Source organism: Picosynechococcus sp. PCC 73109, assembly GCF_001521855.1.
Taxonomy (GTDB): Bacteria; Cyanobacteriota; Cyanobacteriia; order Cyanobacteriales; family MRBY01; genus MRBY01.
Genome location: NZ_CP013998.1, coordinates 2596623 through 2614475, shown reverse-complemented (window position 1 = coordinate 2614475; position 17853 = coordinate 2596623). Strand labels below are relative to the sequence as shown.

Below are 17853 nucleotides of genomic sequence, written 5' to 3'. Positions count from 1 at the left end.
GAAACTGATTCGGTTTTGGTTTCCTTTCGGTGGCGATCGCCATCAAATCTTCGCCTCATTGCGGTTATGGGAAAAAGTCAATCTCCTGAAAAATAACAGAAATGAACGGGCCTCGATGGAGCCTCTTGCAAAAAAAATCTTCCCCCAAAGGTCTTGAAGGAAGATTACAGCTATGTACATCAATAAGAGGAAAAACAAATGGTGCAGGGGGCCGGATCTATTTCCAACCAGCGCGATCCATCAACATGACGGCTTCGGCGTTTTGCTCACCAAAACTTTCGAGGGGGAGATCCGAAGCTGTCCAGTCGCCAAACTGAGCCACCACATCATTGGGGGCAACACTATCCACCACGGGATATTCATTATTATTGTTGGCGAAAATTTCCTGGGCTTCTGGGGTCACCATAAACTCCAGAAATTCTTGGGCTGCTTCGACGTTCGGTGCATTGGCGATAATGCCAGCCCCACTGATGTTGATGTGGGTGCCACCTTCGCCTTCGTTTTGGTTCGGGAAAAATGCTCCAATATTTGCCACGATTTCTTGATCTTGGGGATCTTCAGAAGCACGCAAACGGGCGACATAGTAGCTATTGACCAGGGCGACATCACAAACCCCAGAAGCGACGGCTTGAATTTGGGCGGTATCGTTCCCTTCCGGCTCGCGGGCGAAGTTTGCCACTAAACCTTGTACCCATTCTTCGGTGGCTTCAGCGCCTTTTTCGACAATTTTCGCAGCCACGAGGGACTGATTATAGGTGTTGCTGGAACTGCGAACACAAACCCGGCCTTCCCATTTCGGATCAGCAAGGTCTTCGTAGGTGGACAGTTCAGCCAGATCAACGGTTTCGGTGTTGTACACAATAACCCGCGCCCGTTTTGTCAGACCAAACCAGGTGTTGTCGCTACTGCGCAGATTTTCGGGAATGGCACTGGTCAGCACTTCGGACTCTGTGGGTTGCAGTAAACCATCCTGTTGGGCGCGCCAGAGTCTGGCCACGTCTACTGTGATCAGGACATCGGCGGGACTATTTTCGCCCTCGGTTCTGATTCGTTCTAGGAGTTCGTCGTCACTGCCTTCGATGAGATTCACCTCAATGCCGGTAGCTTCGGAAAATGCTTCGTATAATTCTGCGTCGCTGTCGTAGTGCCGCGAAGAGTAAAGGTTAATTTCGCCGGTTGCTTCGCTGGAGGGAGCATCAGGATCAGTGGTTGTATCGGTGGCACCATTGTTATTGGTAGCTGGGGTGCAACCGGTGGCGATCGCCAAGCCAAGAAAAAGTCCGCAGAGGGACAGGGAACGGGATTTCATAAAGCGTTGTAATCGAGAGATGATGTTATGTTTTCCAAGGTAATGGTGATTTTAGCAGCTACTGCAACTTCTTCTCAATACATTTTTGTTTTTTAATTAAATTAGTCATCAAGATGGAACAGCATTACTGGGTGGCCTGGTCACAAATCAAGGGGGTCGGCCCAAGTCGCCTCAAAAAAATTTGGCACTGTTTCGGCTCCATGGAACGAGCTTGGCAGGCTTCTGGCCAGGAACTGGGGGCAGTGGATGGTTTAGGGGATAAGTTGATTCGTCTGATTTTGGCTGGGCGATCGCCCCTTGATCCAGAGCGTATTTACCATGAGCACCTTGAGAAAAATCTGCAATTTTGGACGCCAGCAGATCCAGAGTACCCAAAGTTATTGTTAGAAATTCCCAGTCCGCCACCGTTGCTCTATTACCAAGGCCAAGTCAAGCTGTTAGAAAATCAAGGCCAAATTCCGGCGATCGCCATGGTGGGCACCCGGCATCCTTCGGAGCATGGTAAACGTTGGACAGCGCGCATTAGCCAGGCCCTTGCCCAGGTGGGCTTTTCGATTGTGTCGGGTATGGCCCAAGGCGTTGATGGTGTTGCCCACAGCGCCTGCCTCAAAACGGGGGGACGCACCATTGCCGTTCTAGGAACTGGCATTGATCAAATCTATCCCGCGAGCCACCGCAATTTATACAACGAAATCCTGGCCCAGGGCTTAATTTTGAGTGAATATCCGGCGGGGACGCGACCAGACCGGAGCCATTTTCCCGCCCGAAACCGGATTATTGCCGGGTTAACCAGGGCGACTCTTGTGATGGAAGCCCCCAGCCGTTCTGGTTCCCTTATTACGGCCCATTACGCGATGGATTTTAACCGTGAGGTTTATGCCCTGCCCAATTCCCCCGAACAGCAAGCGGCCACGGGGTGTTTGGACTTGATTCGGCGGGGAGCGGGCATGATTTTAGGGGAGACACAACTGATCGAGGAGTTGGGCGGACTGCCCCAGTTGGATGCAGCTTCCCCCCAGCTTAGTTTGTCATTCCCAGAGCCAACGGTTGAGCCGACCCCACAGCCCAGCACAGATTTTCGGCAAATTTCCCCAGAGTTACTTCCCCTTTGGCAGGCGATCGCCCCTGAACCCACGGCCTTTGATTTGATCGTTGTCCAGTCTGGCATGGGGGCAGATCAGGTTTCGGCGACCCTATTGCAATGGGAACTCGAAGGATTCATTACCCAACTGCCAGGGATGCGGTACCGTCGCCTTTAGGCATTTTTGTGGGCTTTCATGGAACGCACAAATTTTTCAAAGAGGTAGTCGGCATCGTGGGGACCGGGGCTCGCTTCAGGGTGATACTGCACCGAGAAGAAAGGCAAGGTTTTATGTTCTAAGCCAGCAACGGTGCGGTCATTGAGGTTGAGGTGGGTAATGGCGACATCCTCCGCGAGGGAGGCTTCGGCGATCGCAAACCCATGGTTTTGGCTGGTAATTTCAATTTGCTTTTGCTTGAGACCAGCGGGTTGGTTGAGACCCCGGTGGCCAAATTTGAGCTTAAAGGTTTCGGCCCCCAATGAAAGCCCCAGAATTTGGTGTCCCATGCAAATGCCAAAGGTGGGTTTTTCAGCCTTAAGAATATCTTTAACCGTGGCGATGCCTTCGGTGACGGCGGCTGGATCCCCAGGGCCATTGGAAAGAAAAATGCCATCGGGATTATAGGCAAGGATTTTTTCGGCGGGGGTGTCGGCGGGAACAACGATCACCCGGCAGCCATAACTCGCCAAACGGCGCAGAATATTGCGTTTCACACCAAAGTCAATGGCAACGACGGTGAGTTCCTGGGCTTCAGTTGCGCTACTGCTAAATTCCCAATGGCGATCGGTAATTTCAGTCCATTCATAAACGCTAGCGGTGGTGACATCCTTGACGAGGTTTTGGCCTTCCATGGAGGGGACGTCTTGGAGTTGGCGGAGGAGTTCTTCGGGGTCAAGGATTTCTGTAGAGATCGCGCCATTCATCGCTCCAGATACCCGCAGGCGACGGGTTAGATCCCGCGTATCAATGCCATAGATGCCCACAACTTGGTGCTCTTTGAGATAATCGGGTAGGGCCTGGGTAGAACGCCAATTACTCGGTCGGGGAGCAATGTTCCGGGCGATCGCCCCTTTTACTTGGGGACGGCTGGATTCTTCATCCTCAGGAGTTACGCCAGTATTGCCCAGCTCCGGATAGGTAAAAGTCACAATCTGACCACGATAACTGGGATCGGTGAGGACTTCTTGGTAGCCCGTCATGCCTGTATTAAAAACGACTTCCCCAAAAGTGGTACCTGTCGCGCCAAATGACCGTCCGTGGTAAGTGGTGCCATCGGCTAAAACAAGGAGGGCGGGTTTTGCTTTCACAAGAGACATGGGCGGATTGACCTTTGATATATGCGTAACTTCTGCTGCTCAATCTTACTTGATCCGTTCCCTTCTCTACCGCTCCCAGGGGCGATCGCCGTTAATTTTTCTTGACCTAAGCATTCTATTCTCCTAATTGAAACCGGATTGATTGGGAAACTTGCTCAGTTTCTGGCTGTTTCAGGGCTGCCCTCGGCGAGGGGAATGGTTACCGTAAACTGACTGCCTTTGCTGAGTTGGCTTGTGAGTTCGATCTGGCCGCCGTGGAGTTGCACGTATTCTTTCACGATATTGAGGCCGAGACCTGTGCCGGGGATATTTTGGGTATTACTGGCCCGGTAGAAAGATTCAAAAATGTGGGGTTGATCTTCTGGGGGGATGCCGACCCCTTGGTCAATGATGCTTAGGGTCAACGCTTCGGCACTGCTGCCTAACTGGACGGTCACCGTGGTGCCGGGGGCTGAATATTTACAGGCATTACCGAGAAGATTATTCAGGATGTGTTGCAACAAATTGGGGTCGAGGGCCAGGGGAGCGGCGATCGCCCCGGTGGTCTCAAGGTTGAAATGGTGCTGCTTCCCAAGACCAATTTTGAGTTCGGCGATGAGATCTTGGCAGAGGGCCACAATATCCACCGCTTGGCGTTGGCAACCCAGTTTTCCGGCTTCGAGGCGACTCATGGTCAGTAGATCATCGATCAGTTGTCGCAGTCGGATCACGCTATCTTCAATGTTGTTGAGATATTGCGATCGCCGCGCTTCGGGGAGATGGTCGTGGTAAGCACTGAGGATTTGGGCCGCACCGAGGATCACCGTTAGGGGCGTGCGAAACTCGTGGGAAGCGGTATCAATGAAGCGGGTTTTCAGGTGGTTGAGTTCCCGTTCCTGGGTGAGAGCTTTTTCGAGCTCCCGTTTGGCCCGGCGCTGTTGGGTAATTTCTGAGGCCACGCCCAACACTTGATATTGGGGGCGATCGCCAGGGAGTTGGAGGGGCAGTTTCACCGTCCGAAAATAACGGGTTGCCCCCAGGAAATCCGTCGCCTTCGCCTCGTCAATGACCACGATTTTTTGTTCCCGGAGCACCTGCTGATCGGCCTGGATAAAACAGTCCGCTTCCTCAGAGTCGGGATGTAGATCACATTCTCGTTTCCCGACTAATTCATTGACTGTGGTGCCATAGAAATTCGCCATCGCCTGATTCACCAACAAAAAACGACCATCTTTATCTTTGACAAAAATTAAGTTGGGATTGTTATCGATGACCAGACGCAAAAAGGTTTGGCTCTGTTGTAGATCCCGTTCGGCCCGTTTGCGCTCCGTGAGGTCTTGGGTATGTACCATCACCAGATCCGGCTGGATATAAATATAAGTGGCCAGAAAATAGCGTTGAAATGCCTCAGGGTCATCGGGAGAGGGAATTTGCAGCGCCTCTTCAAAGGTCGTTTTAAAGTCGAAACAGCGGCGAATATTCTGGTGGATCGCGTGGTCGGCGCCGTAAATGGCGTGGCTGGGGCAATGGAGAAAATCCTGGAGGGAGCCATCGTTGGCAATCTCGGCGGCACTGTTGTAGTCAATGAGGTAAAAGTTTCCCTGACGGTGCTGCCAGGTATAGGTGGGAATGGGAAAGTTGCGATATTGAGAACGAAGAAGGGCTTCGGTCTCACGGATTTTGAGGGCGGCGCGATTCCGGGCGGTGATGTCTCGACAGACGCAGATATAGTCACCGTCACTGGTGATGGTCAGGGAAATTTCTTGGGTGAAAATCTGACCATTTTGGCGTTGGGCGATCGCCTCTCCTTGCCAAGATTTGTGGCGATTGAGGTGGGGGAGAATATCTTTTTCTAGGCGTTTTTGCTCACTGGGGGCAAACAGCACTTCTTTCCAGGAATGCCCTGTCAAGCTTAAGCGGTGGGGATAGTCAAACAGTTCCAAAAAAGCGGGATTAACTGAGATGAATTCTTCCCGCTGCAAAATGGCGATCGCATCTACCGCCGCATCCACCGCCGCCAACTGACGCCGCAGATTTTGTTCGATATTTTCTAGCACACGGGTGCGCTGTTCCACCCGGAACTCTAGTTCTTGGTTGAGGGTTTTGAGGGTGGTTTCAAAGGCTTGGCGATCGCTCATATCCATCCCCGTGGCGATCACATAATGGACATTTCCTTGTTTATCCAAAAGAACGCCATGGGACCAACGTAGGCGGTACACTTTCCCCGATTTAGCGCGCCAGTCCACTTCGTAGGTACGGGGCTTTTTTTGGTGGAGGAGGCGTTGAAATTCCTGGACAATCTCCGCGACATCGTGGCGATCCCATAACAACAGATCCCAGAGATACTGGTGGGCCACCTCGGTAAATTGATAGCCCGTCAGTTTCTCACAGGCCGGGTTAAACCGGATAATGCGCCCCTCCCGGTTCAGCACCATGAATAGGGCCGGGGTGAGGTCAAATAGGGTTTCGAGGAAATCCTGTTCCTGGCGGAGTTCTACCTCCGTGAGCTTCCGTTGTTGGATTTCGGTGTTGAGGGTTGCATTGAGGGCTTTGAGTTCCCTGGTGCGCTCTTGGATGATGGTAGTGAGGTTTTCTTGATCGGTGATCAGCTTTTGTTGGGAGAGTTTGAAGGGGGTGACATCGTGGGCGGCCCAGACCACTTGCTGCTGGTTAATGGCGACGATTTTGGCGACAAACCACACGGGGGCGAGGTGGGGATCTGGCTGCAGGGAATATTCATACTTCACGCTTTCCCCTGACAAGGGTTCATGATCTGGGGTGGTGCCTTTGGCGATCGCCTGGTGAAGGTATGGCGTGAGGCGGCTTTGGTGCGCTTGTAAAAACTGGTAAGTCCCCTGGCAGAGATCTAGGGGGCCACAGCAATGGTTATTCTGGGGAGCAGTCACCTGCTTGATTTTCCAAGTTTGGGGATTGATCACAAAGACAATGTCGGTGATCGCTTCAAACAAGGCTTTCATCTGGACATCGGTCAGCTTCAGTTGTTGGGCGATTGCCTGTTTAGCAGTCTTTTCTTCCTTTAGTTGTTGATTTAAATTTTGCAGTCGTTGATCCTGCTGCTGGAGAGAACGTTTGGCCCCTGCTGTTTCGAGGACATAGCGCACCGAACGCATCAAAATTTCCCGCTCCGTTTGGGATTCTCCCGCGCACAGACTCCGCAGGAGGTAATCTTGGGCACCCAGCTCGATGCATTGGTGGGCCAGTTGGATATCTTCTTGGCGATCATCGGTGAGTAACAAAATAGGTCGTTGGGCAGCGCTGTTTTGTAAGCGCATAAAGGCTTCTAATTTGCCAGAAGAAACGATGTTGATATCGAAAATAATCAGGTCGTAGGTGTCCGTTTTTAATTGGGCGATCGCCTGGGGCAGACTGTCCACCTGGGTCACTTGAAAGGTTAGGGTACTGCCCAGGGGGGGATGCAACAGATGCTGGAGGATCACCGACTCGGTGGCAAGGCCTTCGACCAAGAGCACCCGTTGGGGTAATCCTTTTGGGTGGGGTTCTAGGGTCGCAACCTGGGCGATCGCCCTCTGGGGACGCCGGGCCACTTGGTCTAAGCGTTGTTGGAGGCTATGGGTTTGCCAATGGAGGGCGACGGGATCTAAGACCTGCAAAATTTCTCGCCAAGAAACCTTCCCCAGCAATTGTTCTTCTTCGTCAACTACAACGGCCCAACTACCATTGGTTTCGACTAAATGGGCCGCCACTGACCAGAGAGAGTCCGTGGGTTTGACCCGCTGAAAATCATGGCTCCCCTCCGTGGCGATCGCCGTTGTGAGACCTTCTTTCCCTTTACCATAGCCCCGTAAAACATCCCATAGGGTCACCGCCCACAAGCCATTGGATGAGGGGGCTGTCATGGCACTGGCTTTTTCCATGACCATCAGGAGGGACTGTTGTTTTTGGTGTAAACGATGGGCCGCCATCAACAGAGTGCTATGGGAAGGCATCAAGGACAAATCCGTCACCATCACATCCTGGACTTGTCGCATTTGCAGGAGAGGCTCCGACCACAGGAGGCGCTGGAGGGAAAGACGTTCCACAAAACCAAGCCAAAATCCGTTCTCTCCCTGCACTGGCAGGAGATCCCGCTGCTCCTGGTGCATACGGTTGAGGCCCACCCAGGGATGCTCTAGATCTGCCAGGGCGATCGCCTTGGGGAGAGCCGTCATCACATCCCGTGCCAGGGTCTGCCCCAAATCAACATCTTCCGTAATCAGCTTCAAAACCGTTTGGGGCGAAATCAAACCCTGCAATTGATCGGCCTGCACAATCGGCACACAGGGGGCCACCATCTGCAACCCGACGCACTGGGGCACTGTCCACGGTCGAAATCCCGCCAACACATCGGCGATCGCCGCCGTCGGCGGAAAAGTTGGCATTCGACTCGGATCAATAATCTGGGCCTTGAGGGCAGCAAAGTTCACTGGAATATTGACCATGCGTTGCAGCTCGTAATTTCTGGGCTAGGGTTGGATGACAAACAAGAACTTTGACGATTTACACCAAATCAGACCGCACTGTATCTATCCCACTAAACTCAACCCTCTGTTGCCAAAAAAATTAACTTAATCGTAACCTTTGCTAAGGTTTTACTCCCACAACTATTACGGAATTTAGCAATCTCCTGCCGTGGTCTGATTTTGATGCTGGTGTAGAGGGCATTGGCTGAGACGACTGTGTCAAAGCTGTTTGGGGTCAAAGTCTTCAGCCTTGATCAAATCAAAACTGGTCGCAAAGGCTTCCTCCGGATTGAAGGCGGGCTTTTTCGGTGGGTTGAGTTGGGGGTTTGTTTTTTTCGCTGCCTGGCGGTTCAAAAGTTTTTTGGAAGGCTTGGGGGGAGCCTGTTTCGGTGGTTTTTGGGGCAGGGTTTCTTTTGATGTTGCTGTGTTCCGTGGCGGCGTAGGCTTTTTTGTAGGACGAGAGGTCAAGGAAGTCCGAGCGAAGGGGGTTTTGTTGGTGGCGTACAACTGATCCGGGAACAAATGTTCAATGAAAAAATGAATCGTATGTTGATTGACATAGCCCTTTAATACCGCAATTTCCCCGAAGCGCAGAGAGCGTCCCCAGGCATCATGTTTTTGGGCAGCTAGAATATCCTCTAGCTGTTCTTCGTCAATGAGGTGGGCTTCCAGCAGATATTGACCAATATTTTTCCGTTCGGGCTGTGTGTGACGCATTTCCCAAAGTAGTTCAAAAAAATCAATGGTTTCTTCGACTGCCCAACCCCGGAGCGCGAGAATTTCGCCGAGGGACATTTCTGGATGCAACTCTCGGTCATATCGCACCACTTGGGCCTGGGTATCACTTAAAAGCCCCGCCTGGATTAGGGTTTGAATGAGAGTTTCCATAAATACCGGGTTTAGATGCAGTGGTCAGGGGCCTAGGTTAAGGCTCACTTTAAGAAATCGATGGGGAACAGGTAATGCTGCTTTTGATTGGTTGGAAATGCCTACATTTTAAGACAGTGGAGTTTTAGAATTATAGAACTTAATTTACATTTTAAAAAATAGAGAGTTTAGCGGTCGATGACTCGAAAATCAGCCGTTTTCTCAAATGGTGACCATGAAAATGTTGGCGTTTAGGGTATGACTTTTCTCGATTTTTCAAAAGTCATATTGTTCATATTTTTAATCATGGCATCATCAAAAAAGAAAATATTTCTTAAGTAAAAATACTGATCATCACCCCACCTCACAATAAAATCATGGCGGTGTGGCCAAGGCTACGGAAAAAAATATGCATATTTACAACCGCTTTATTCTTCCCTCTTTGCTGGATTATGTGATGCATCGCCAGGCGATCGCCCAACAACGGCAAACATTACTTCAGGCGGCCCGGGGCAAGGTCCTAGAGATTGGTTTCGGCACCGGGGCCAATCTTCCCCATTACCCAAGGGGAGTAGAAACTTTGCATGTCGTAGAGCCGGAAAGAATGTTGCAACAACGGGTCGAGCAGCGGATTCGTCAATCGGGGTTACGGGTCGAGTGGCATGGCCTGCGGGGAGAAGCGCTCCCCTTTGAAGACCGCTGTTTTGATACAGTAGTGAGCACTTTTACCCTTTGTACGGTGCAGGAACCCACCCAAGTGCTCCGGGAAATTCGTCGTGTCCTGAAAAAAGATGGCTACTTTCTGACCCTAGAACATGGCTTGAGTCCGGACGGGGCGATCGCCCAATGGCAACATCGGCTAAATGGCGTAATGAACTGTTGCGGCGGCGGCTGTAATTTAAACCGACCGATGGGGGCGCTCCTCAAGGCGGCGGGCTTTCAGGTGGAGACCCTCAAAGAATTTTATTTACCGACCCTGCCCTCCATTGGTGGCTATCTCACCATGGCGAAACTTGCTCCTTAGGGCTTGGGGGTTTACGGGGCGATCGCCTTTCTCTTAAAATAAGAACGATTATCATTTCAAGAAAGCGAGAAACGAACGTGCGATCGCCAATAACTTTTTCCCTCGCGGCCCTAAGCTGTCTGGGGCTCCTCTTCGGTTGTGGTGCAGACCCCGCCACCCAGACGGAAACGCCCACTTCGAGTCCCGTAACCCCAGAGGCAACGATCCCCCAGCAGGAACCCCTGAAGATTACCGTTAGTGTTCTACCCCAGCAATATTTTGTCGAAAAAATTGGTGGCGATCGCGTCCAGGTTTCGACCTTGGTTGGCCCTGGGATCGAAGCAGAAAATTATGAACCCAAACCCCAGCAGTTAAAGGATCTCAGTGAGGCCGACGCCTACATTGGCATTGGCATCTTTTTTGAAGAAGTGTGGGGCGATCGCCTCCGCTCCGCCAACCGAGAAATGACTTGGTTAGACACCGCCGAGGGCATCGAAAAATTACCCCTCGCCGATCACCACCACCATGGCGATGACGGTCACAGCGACAGCCATGACCACGAAGGCGAACTACTCGATCCCCACATTTGGCTCTCCCCCCAGCGGGTTAAACAGCAGGCCGAAAGTATTTATCAACTGCTCGTCCAACTCGACCCCGACGGCGAAACCATCTATGCTGATAATCTCAATCAGTTTTTAGTGGAACTAGATCAACTTGACCAAACCATCCGCGAGCGGTTAGCGCCTTTAGAAAATCGCACCTTCTTGGTCTTTCATCCTGCCTGGGGCTATTTTGCAGCGGACTACGACCTAGAGCAAATTTCCATCGAAGTCGAAGGCCAGGAACCCAGTGCCGCAGAACTTGCCCAACTTGTCCAAACCGCGAAGGAAAAACAAATTCGCACCATTTTTGTGCAGCCTCAATTGAACGCCCAGGCCGCCGAGGCGATCGCCCAGGAAATTAACGCTGAGGTGATCCTCCTTGATGATCTAGCCCCCAACTGGTCAGAAAATATGTTGGCCATGACCGATAAATTTGTCCAAGCCAGTCGCCCCAACCCTACGGAATAATCCTCCCATGGAAACAGTCATTTCCCTCGAACAAATCTGGGCGGGCTATCCTCAAACCCCCGTCCTCGAAGACATTAACCTACAGGTGCAAGCCCTGGATTTTATTGGTCTGATTGGCCCCAATGGTGGCGGGAAAACCACCTTGCTGAAAGTGCTGCTCGGTTTGGTGCAACCCCAACGGGGGACGGTCAAAATTTTAGAGCGCCCCGTCACCCAAGGCCGCCGCTACATCGGCTACGTGCCCCAGATCCTAGAACTTGACCGGGATTTCCCGATCCAAGTCCGGGATGTGGTAAACATGGGGCGTTTGGGGAAACGGAAATTATTCCACCGCTACAACCGCAAGGACCGGGAAATTGTCCAGCGTTCCCTTGTGCAGGTGGGCATGGCTGATAAAGGCGATCGCCCCATTGGAGAGTTGTCTGGGGGGGAAAGACAACGGGTTTACATTGCGCGGGCCTTGGCTTCAGAACCGAAAATTCTGCTCCTCGATGAACCCACCGCTAACGTTGATTCCCAGGTGCAGAATAGTATTTACGAACTGCTCAAAGAGCTTAATCAATCCATGACGATTATGATGATCTCCCACGACCTTGGCGCGATTTCTACCTATGTCAAAACCGTGGGTTGCCTGAATCGCCGCTTGCATTATCATCATGATCGCCTGATCACCCCCACCATGATCGAAGAAACCTACCAATGCCCCGTGGATCTGATCGCCCACGGCATTCCCCACCGGGTTTTTCCAGATCACAGTGATGGCTCCCCGACCTCAACCCACCACCATTCTTCATCCTGCGACCATGCTTGACGCCCTCCAGTTCGACTTTATGCAAAATGCCCTGATGGCGGGAATCCTCGTCAGTATCGCCTGTGGCATTATTGGGACTTTTGTCGTCGTCAATCGCATTGTTTTTATTAGTGGGGGCATTGCCCATGCCGCCTATGGGGGTATTGGTCTGGGCTATTTTTTTCAATTTAATCCCATCTGGGGGGCGATCGCCTTTGGCCTGATTTCTGCCCTGGGGATGGGCTGGGTTGAACAACAAACCAAGCAACGGGGTGATACCCTGATCGGCGTGATGTGGGCGATTGGCATGGCCATCGGCATTATTTTGATCGACTTTACCGAGGGTTACAAAGCGGGTTTAGAGAGTTATTTATTTGGCAGTATCCTGGCGGTGCCCCGGTCAGATCTGTGGCTAATGTTTGGGGTTGACTGCGTGATTATCATCCTCATTGCCTTACTTTACAAAGAACTCCTCGCCATTTCCTTTGACCCAGTATTTGCCACGACCCGTAATTTGCCCGTGCGGAGTCTGTACCTCGTCCTTGTGGGTTTAATTGCCCTGACGGTGGTGATGGTGATGCAAATCGTTGGTTTGATCATGGTGATTGCCCTCTTAACAATTCCGGCGGCGATCGCCAGCCAATGGCAGAAAAAAATCACGACGATGATGGGTTTAGCCAGTCTTTTAGGGATTAGCTTTACGACGACGGGCCTCTGGCTCTCGTATCGCTTTAATCTGACCTCGGGGGCAACGATTATCCTAGTTTCAGGGATTGCCTATCTCCTGAGCCTCGGACTCAAAGCCTACGGCGATCGCCAATCTACCCAACCAGAAGCCTAATGTCCAAGAAACTCACCAAAAACCAACGCACCATTCTCCAGCTCATCCAAGCCAAAGAAACCGAAACCAGCGCCCAAAATCTCCATTTCGAGATGCAGCAAACGGGCCTAAAAATCGGCTTGGCCACCGTTTATCGCGCCCTGAAATTACTGAAAGTCGAGGGCAAAATCCAAGAGCGGGTCACCCCAGAGGGAGAATCGTTCTATAGCAAAATTGGCATGACCGAACACCACCACCACCATTTAAACTGCGTCAACTGCGGCCAATCTTACCCCCTCGATAGTTGTCCCATTAGTCAAAAAATTACCGACTGGTGCCAAACCCAGAAGTTCAAGGTCTATTACCATACCCTCGAATTCTTTGGCCTCTGCGCCGACTGTCAGACTCAGGCCGATAATGCTGAATGTTTTAACGCCAACTGATAATAGGCTTTGGCATGGTCAATTAATTCCGCTGCTTGGGTCTCCCCCACATCCTTGAGGCGTTTGGCGGGAATGCCCACCATTAGAGATCGCCCTGGGACATCTTTTGTGACGACACAACCCGCGCCGATAATACTGCCAGCGCCGACCCGTACCCCATCTAAAACAATCGCCCCAATACCGATCAAACAGCCTTTCTCAATGTGGGCACTGTGGATCACTGCTTTATGGCCGATGGTGACGTAATCTTCAAGCACCGTCTGTTTACCCGGATCACCATGGAGTACCGCCCCATCCTGGACATTGCTAAAACGACCAATCTGAATCGCCTCTAGGTCGCCCCGCACCACCGCCCCGTACCAAATGCTTGATCCCTCGGCGAGGCTGACATTGCCGATCACGGTGGCATTCGAGGCCACAAAGGCCGCTTGGCTCAGATCAGGGGTGGCAAGGGAAATATTAGACCAGGTGGACATGGTGGCTGTTGGCTCATTTTTCCCTATTCTAAAATGAGTTAGCCCGCATTTTTTTACTGTCCCCTATGCTGCACCAACATCAACGCGCCTTACAAATCCAAACCCAAGGAAAATCTCTCCACAAAATTACGGCCAAAATCGAGTCTTATGTGGCCGAATCGGGCATTAGAGCAGGATTATGTGTTGTGTTTGTGCGCCATACTTCGGCTTCGTTAATCATTCAAGAGAATGCGGATCCGGATGTGCTGTTAGATTTAGAAAATTTCATGGCGAAATTGGTACCAGAGGATGGCCGTTCGTATATTCACAGCGCCGAAGGCCCCGATGATATGCCTGCCCATATCCGCTCGGTGCTAACCAAGACCTCGGAACAAATTCCCATTGCCAATGGTCGCTTGGTGTTGGGAACGTGGCAGGGCATTTATCTCTGGGAACACCGCAGTTATCGCCATACCAGGGAAGTGGTGGTGCATATTTACGGGGAAAAATAATCCTTGAGAGAGTCGAGATCTAACTGGACTTTGGTGTCAATCAGTTGCCCTTGGGATAAGAGGCGATCGCCACTGATCCAGGCTTGCTGTACGGTGAATTGGTACATTCGGCGTGGGGAGTCGCCGAGATAATCTGCTGCTTGCCTGGGTGTCGGTCGTTTGGCGCGTTGGTCGAATCGGCTTAAAACTTGCCGTAGGGGTTCTAATGCGGTTAATTCTGTGGCAGTACCCGCGAAAAAGACGGCCTTAATGCGACGAGGATCATAAACTGTGACCATCGCCCGGCCTTGGTTCTGGTAAAGATTTTGGGAATGTTGGGCGGCGATCGCCGATGACCAATAGAGGTTTAAGCCCTGATCCCACACGAAGAGCAATGGGCTACTCCAGGGCCAACCAAGCGGCGAACAGGTGCTGAGGTTGCAGTAAATCTGCGTTTCGAGTAACTCTTTGACGAGGGCGATCGCCTCTGGATCGGTGGCTTTTGTTGTGTCCACCCAGCCGTTTTCTGCCGTTGCGAGTTGTGCCATTTAGGTGCCGGTTAAAGTGACGATACCGTAATGTTCCGGAGAAAGATATTGTCGCACTAAACGCTGGAGTGATTCAATCGTAAAGGTTTCGACCATCTGGGGATAGTGGTGGGCATAATCAAGGTTACCGAGGGTTTGGTAATAGCCGTAGAGCCCGGCCAACTGACTCGCACTTTCCGTCGAAAAAATATGCTCATTACACAGCATGCGTTTCGCCCGGCGTAGTTCAGCTTCCGTCACACATTGGGTCTGCAGATCAGCGAGGCGATCGCCAATCACCTGTTCCACATCGTCTAAATGTTCTGGATCGAGCCAGGCCTGAATCGTAAATAAACTAGAATCCCGTTGCAAAGAGAAACCACTATTAATATCCAGAACCCACTGGCGTTTTTCCCGCAGCTCTTGCACCAGCCAAGCGGAAGTTGTCCCGGCCAGGATCACCGACAGTAAATCTAGACCGACTGCGTCGTTAAATTGTTCGACCCCCGTCCCCAACCAACCGAAGATTAAGCGCGCCATTTCCACATTGGGCACTTGAATTTCATTGCGGCGAATCTCGATCAGAGGGGGTTCTGCCTCCACCTCAAAGGGGGGACATTCAGAGGGAACCTGAAAATCGCTAAAGTTGCTTTGAATGAGATCCAAGGCCTGGGCGACTTGAATATTACCAACCATGCTGATGATCAAGTTTTGGGGTTGATAATGGGTCCGGTGAAAACAGCGCATTTGGTTGGGGGTATAGCCACACAGTTGTTCGGCATTGCCCAAAATCGAGCGGCCATAGGGATGATTTTCGTACAAAAGACGGCTCAAGGCTTGGAAGGCGAGCCAGTCGGGATCATCTTGACTGATGCTAATTTCTTCGAGTACTACCTGGCGTTCCCGGATAAATTCGGCGTCGGGAATGGTGGCATTGCGTAAAATATCGCTCAGGTAGGGCAGAGTTTCTGGTAGGCGATCGCCTGTAGTGCTGAGGTAGAAATGGGCGTAATCGTAACTGGTGGCGGCATTACTCAGCCCACCGCAAGTTTCAACAATTTGATCAAACTCACCGGGACAGACTTGGTGCGATCCCTTAAAGATCATGTGCTCTAAAAAATGGGCCATTCCTTCCCATTCTGTCGGTTCGGCGATCGCCCCTGCTTTAACCCATACATCGGTGACCACCACAGGCGTCCCTGGCAAATATTGATGCACCACCTGGAGGCCATTGGGGAGCGTAAACAATTGCACCGGATCGGGTTGGAGAGAGTAGGGCAAGGGGATAACCGAAGCGAAACTTACCCCCATCATAACCGCTTCTTTTCTGGGGCTTAAAGGAACATGAACTTAGCTAAACAACAACTTTTTTTGCGACGCCCCGATACAGGCTTTAGTTAAGCAGACATTATTAAACATAAACAAGATTTATATGATTTTAGGGTTTATATTCTTTGAGCTTATTACTAGACTGTAGAAGAACAAGGTTTTTCGCCTACTTCCCCAAAAATACTTGCCATGATTTTTTTTTCCCGCCGACCCTCTCTCAAAAATCCCAATCAGCAACTGCGGTTTTTGCCCTCGACATCTTTCGATCTGTTCCAGCCTCTCCGTCAATGGCTCAATGGCCTAGAGATTTGTAATCCAGATCGCGCCCGATTGATTTGCCAACTGGTGCCCGCCCAGTGCCCCTTTGCCCAAGAAATTTCCTTAGCGGGTCTGATTCACTTTAAAATTCCGCCACTGTGTAAGCTCAATCCCCTTTACGAAGAAGTCATCGGCCTACGATTTAGAGCCCTTTGTTACCTCGCCGAAAAATGTCCGAGCGAAGTTTGTCGCTATTGCTAACGCTCTAGGCTGGCCAAATTGCCAATCTTGAAAGTCCAACTCTTGGTTTGCTCCTTAGGATGATGAACTGCCCCAGGACTTCTGAATGATGAAGACGAGGATAATCCATGGTCAAGCTGAAACCAATCAGAGCGTATTCCACCTTATTTCGCTGCACGGCCCAAGCGACGCGGGTTCATCCAGCAACGTAGTTTTTAAATTAATTTAATGCCAATGAAAACGCCTCAAACTTTCTCTCTCCCTTGGTACCGCTGGCTCAATAGCCAATATGTTGTGCGGTTGTTAGAAACGGTTCAAGATCTGATTGTGATTGGCCTGTGTGTTGGGCTGTTTAGCTTTATGGTGTTGCAACTGCGGGAGATGGTGCTTTCGTTGTTGCCGCCTCTGCAATTTCAGACGGTTACTTCTGATATTCTCTTTTTACTGATTTTGGTAGAGCTGTTTCGTTTGCTGATTATCTACCTCCAAGAACACCGGGTTTCTATCGGTGTGGCGGTGGAAGTGTCGATTGTTTCTGTGCTCCGGGAAATTATTGTACGCGGTGTTTTAGAAACGCCTTGGACACAGGTTTTGGTTGCTTGTATTTTTCTGTTGGTTTTAGGGGCGCTGTTGGTGATTCGCGTTTGGTTGCCACCGACCTTTGACGGGATTGATCCGGAGCAAGTCGTCTCACAGCGGCACCGTTCTCGGCGTCATCCCCAAGAAAAAGAGAATCATACGTTGATTTCCTAGGGAAGTATTTTATCGGCAGCACCGGGTTTAAGTAATAGATGACTCGGTGCGATCGCCTTTAGTTTGCAGAGCCCAATTGCGGGTCAAGATCATCCGGGGATGGATGATTTTGTGCTGTTTAATGAGGTGTTTCAACATATAGTCACAGACCCCCGCCACGGCTCGATAAAGATTTTTTTCGCTTAATTGCCGCAGTTTTTGCAGTTTTTTATCATCACCCCGATTCGGTTCTAGGGCATCGGCTACGAAAATAATGCAGCTTAATTGATCCATGCCAGGGTGGCCGAGGGTGTGGTTGGCGATCGCCCTGAGGATCTGCGCATCCTGAATCCCAAACTCCGTCCGCGCCACAATTGCACTCACATCTGCATGGAGGAGGTGGGGCACATGGGCACAAATCGAATCAATCTCTAAACCGTGCTGTCGGGCGATTTGCAGCAATTTAGGTGGCGGAAAAAACTTAGCGAGATCATGTAATAATCCCGCCTGGGCCGCTTGGTCTGGGTCTGTTCCGTGGCGTTGGGCCAAGGCTTGGGCCATTTGTTCCACTCCAAGGATATGCTCTAGGCGATCGCGCGAAACATTGTCTTGCAACCAACTGATCACCTGTCCTCGATCTAGTGTCATGCAGCCCCACTCC

At 51.2% G+C, this 17853-nt stretch carries 17 protein-coding genes; 9 read left to right on the top strand and 8 right to left on the bottom strand.

Features of this window, described 5'->3' with window-relative positions:
- Positions 1-217: 217 nt before the first annotated feature.
- Positions 218-1309 (bottom strand): Fe(3+) ABC transporter substrate-binding protein, encoded by a 1092-nt coding sequence (locus tag AWQ23_RS12500; RefSeq protein WP_062435924.1) that lies wholly within the window; start codon positions 1307-1309, stop codon positions 218-220.
- Positions 1310-1422: 113 nt separating this feature from the next.
- Here AWQ23_RS12500 and dprA point away from each other — a divergent pair, with 113 nt between their 5' ends.
- On the top strand, positions 1423-2568 hold the full coding sequence (dprA, locus tag AWQ23_RS12495; RefSeq protein WP_083500720.1) for a DNA-processing protein DprA: 1146 nt from the start codon (positions 1423-1425) through the stop codon (positions 2566-2568).
- Here dprA and carA read toward each other — a convergent pair.
- From carA to AWQ23_RS12480, 3 genes are all read right to left on the bottom strand, one after another.
- On the bottom strand, positions 2565-3707 hold the full coding sequence (gene carA / locus AWQ23_RS12490) for a glutamine-hydrolyzing carbamoyl-phosphate synthase small subunit (protein WP_012308101.1): 1143 nt from the start codon (positions 3705-3707) through the stop codon (positions 2565-2567). The two genes, dprA and carA, sit on opposite strands and share 4 nt — an antisense overlap.
- Before the next feature lie 155 nt (positions 3708-3862).
- A complete protein-coding gene (locus AWQ23_RS12485) occupies positions 3863-8146 on the bottom strand; it encodes a PAS domain S-box protein (RefSeq protein ID WP_062435920.1) in 4284 nt (1427 codons plus the stop codon).
- 240 nt (positions 8147-8386) lie between these two features.
- On the bottom strand, positions 8387-9055 hold the full coding sequence (locus tag AWQ23_RS12480) for a hypothetical protein (protein WP_062435918.1): 669 nt from the start codon (positions 9053-9055) through the stop codon (positions 8387-8389).
- Between the two features lie 388 nt (positions 9056-9443).
- Here AWQ23_RS12480 and AWQ23_RS12475 point away from each other — a divergent pair, with 388 nt between their 5' ends.
- The 5 genes from AWQ23_RS12475 (at position 9444) to AWQ23_RS12455 (ending at position 13160) form a co-directional block, all read left to right on the top strand.
- Entirely contained in the window at positions 9444-10058 is a 615-nt protein-coding gene (locus AWQ23_RS12475) for a class I SAM-dependent methyltransferase (protein ID WP_062435916.1), read from the top strand.
- 77 nt (positions 10059-10135) lie between these two features.
- On the top strand, positions 10136-11107 hold the full coding sequence (locus tag AWQ23_RS12470; protein ID WP_062435913.1) for a metal ABC transporter solute-binding protein, Zn/Mn family: 972 nt from the start codon (positions 10136-10138) through the stop codon (positions 11105-11107).
- Between the two features lie 7 nt (positions 11108-11114).
- Complete coding sequence (locus tag AWQ23_RS12465) at positions 11115-11918, top strand: metal ABC transporter ATP-binding protein (protein WP_062435912.1); 804 nt, start codon at positions 11115-11117, stop codon at positions 11916-11918.
- Positions 11911-12738, top strand: coding sequence for a metal ABC transporter permease (locus AWQ23_RS12460; RefSeq protein ID WP_062435910.1), 828 nt, complete (start codon positions 11911-11913; stop codon positions 12736-12738). Before AWQ23_RS12465 ends, AWQ23_RS12460 begins: the two co-directional genes overlap by 8 nt.
- Entirely contained in the window at positions 12738-13160 is a 423-nt protein-coding gene (locus tag AWQ23_RS12455; RefSeq protein ID WP_012308094.1) for a Fur family transcriptional regulator, read from the top strand. Before AWQ23_RS12460 ends, AWQ23_RS12455 begins: the two co-directional genes overlap by 1 nt.
- On the opposite strand, the gene AWQ23_RS12450 is transcribed toward AWQ23_RS12455, so the two are convergent.
- Complete coding sequence (locus AWQ23_RS12450) at positions 13124-13636, bottom strand: gamma carbonic anhydrase family protein (protein WP_062435908.1); 513 nt, start codon at positions 13634-13636, stop codon at positions 13124-13126. The two genes, AWQ23_RS12455 and AWQ23_RS12450, sit on opposite strands and share 37 nt — an antisense overlap.
- Positions 13637-13701: 65 nt before the next feature.
- On the opposite strand from AWQ23_RS12450, the gene AWQ23_RS12445 reads away from it, so the two are divergent.
- Positions 13702-14127, top strand: a complete 426-nt coding sequence (locus AWQ23_RS12445) for a secondary thiamine-phosphate synthase enzyme YjbQ (protein ID WP_030007627.1) — start codon at positions 13702-13704, stop codon at positions 14125-14127.
- Here AWQ23_RS12445 and AWQ23_RS12440 read toward each other — a convergent pair.
- Together AWQ23_RS12440 and AWQ23_RS12435 are read right to left on the bottom strand one after the other, a co-directional pair.
- A complete protein-coding gene (locus tag AWQ23_RS12440) occupies positions 14112-14654 on the bottom strand; it encodes a pyridoxamine 5'-phosphate oxidase family protein (RefSeq protein WP_062435905.1) in 543 nt (180 codons plus the stop codon). The two genes, AWQ23_RS12445 and AWQ23_RS12440, sit on opposite strands and share 16 nt — an antisense overlap.
- The gene (locus AWQ23_RS12435; RefSeq protein WP_083500718.1) at positions 14655-15947 is read right to left on the bottom strand and encodes a pitrilysin family protein; all 1293 of its coding nucleotides are present in this window, start codon (positions 15945-15947) and stop codon (positions 14655-14657) included.
- Between the two features lie 204 nt (positions 15948-16151).
- Between AWQ23_RS12435 and AWQ23_RS12430 the strand changes: the two genes are divergently transcribed.
- Together AWQ23_RS12430 and AWQ23_RS12425 are read left to right on the top strand one after the other, a co-directional pair.
- A complete protein-coding gene (locus AWQ23_RS12430; RefSeq protein ID WP_012308089.1) occupies positions 16152-16481 on the top strand; it encodes a Mo-dependent nitrogenase C-terminal domain-containing protein in 330 nt (109 codons plus the stop codon).
- A 213-nt stretch (positions 16482-16694) separates the two neighbouring features.
- Positions 16695-17213: a phosphate-starvation-inducible PsiE family protein gene (locus tag AWQ23_RS12425; RefSeq protein WP_045442251.1), complete on the top strand. Its 519-nt coding sequence runs from the start codon at positions 16695-16697 to the stop codon at positions 17211-17213.
- A 27-nt stretch (positions 17214-17240) separates the two neighbouring features.
- Here the strand turns inward: AWQ23_RS12425 and yqeK are convergent, their stop codons facing one another.
- A complete protein-coding gene (gene yqeK, locus AWQ23_RS12420) occupies positions 17241-17840 on the bottom strand; it encodes a bis(5'-nucleosyl)-tetraphosphatase (symmetrical) YqeK (protein WP_062435904.1) in 600 nt (199 codons plus the stop codon).
- Positions 17841-17853: the final 13 nt, after the last annotated feature.

Coding starts and splice junctions, on each gene's coding strand:
- AWQ23_RS12500 (WP_062435924.1), bottom strand. CDS start 1,309: ATGAAATCCCGTTCCCTGTCCCTCTGCGGACTTTTTCTTGGCTTGGCG.
- dprA (WP_083500720.1), top strand. CDS start 1,423: ATGGAACAGCATTACTGGGTGGCCTGGTCACAAATCAAGGGGGTCGGC.
- carA (WP_012308101.1), bottom strand. CDS start 3,707: ATGTCTCTTGTGAAAGCAAAACCCGCCCTCCTTGTTTTAGCCGATGGC.
- AWQ23_RS12485 (WP_062435920.1), bottom strand. CDS start 8,146: ATGGTCAATATTCCAGTGAACTTTGCTGCCCTCAAGGCCCAGATTATT.
- AWQ23_RS12480 (WP_062435918.1), bottom strand. CDS start 9,055: ATGGAAACTCTCATTCAAACCCTAATCCAGGCGGGGCTTTTAAGTGAT.
- AWQ23_RS12475 (WP_062435916.1), top strand. CDS start 9,444: ATGCATATTTACAACCGCTTTATTCTTCCCTCTTTGCTGGATTATGTG.
- AWQ23_RS12465 (WP_062435912.1), top strand. CDS start 11,115: ATGGAAACAGTCATTTCCCTCGAACAAATCTGGGCGGGCTATCCTCAA.
- AWQ23_RS12460 (WP_062435910.1), top strand. CDS start 11,911: ATGCTTGACGCCCTCCAGTTCGACTTTATGCAAAATGCCCTGATGGCG.
- AWQ23_RS12455 (WP_012308094.1), top strand. CDS start 12,738: ATGTCCAAGAAACTCACCAAAAACCAACGCACCATTCTCCAGCTCATC.
- AWQ23_RS12450 (WP_062435908.1), bottom strand. CDS start 13,636: ATGTCCACCTGGTCTAATATTTCCCTTGCCACCCCTGATCTGAGCCAA.
- AWQ23_RS12445 (WP_030007627.1), top strand. CDS start 13,702: ATGCTGCACCAACATCAACGCGCCTTACAAATCCAAACCCAAGGAAAA.
- AWQ23_RS12440 (WP_062435905.1), bottom strand. CDS start 14,654: ATGGCACAACTCGCAACGGCAGAAAACGGCTGGGTGGACACAACAAAA.
- AWQ23_RS12435 (WP_083500718.1), bottom strand. CDS start 15,947: ATGATGGGGGTAAGTTTCGCTTCGGTTATCCCCTTGCCCTACTCTCTC.
- AWQ23_RS12430 (WP_012308089.1), top strand. CDS start 16,152: ATGATTTTTTTTTCCCGCCGACCCTCTCTCAAAAATCCCAATCAGCAA.
- AWQ23_RS12425 (WP_045442251.1), top strand. CDS start 16,695: ATGAAAACGCCTCAAACTTTCTCTCTCCCTTGGTACCGCTGGCTCAAT.
- yqeK (WP_062435904.1), bottom strand. CDS start 17,840: ATGACACTAGATCGAGGACAGGTGATCAGTTGGTTGCAAGACAATGTT.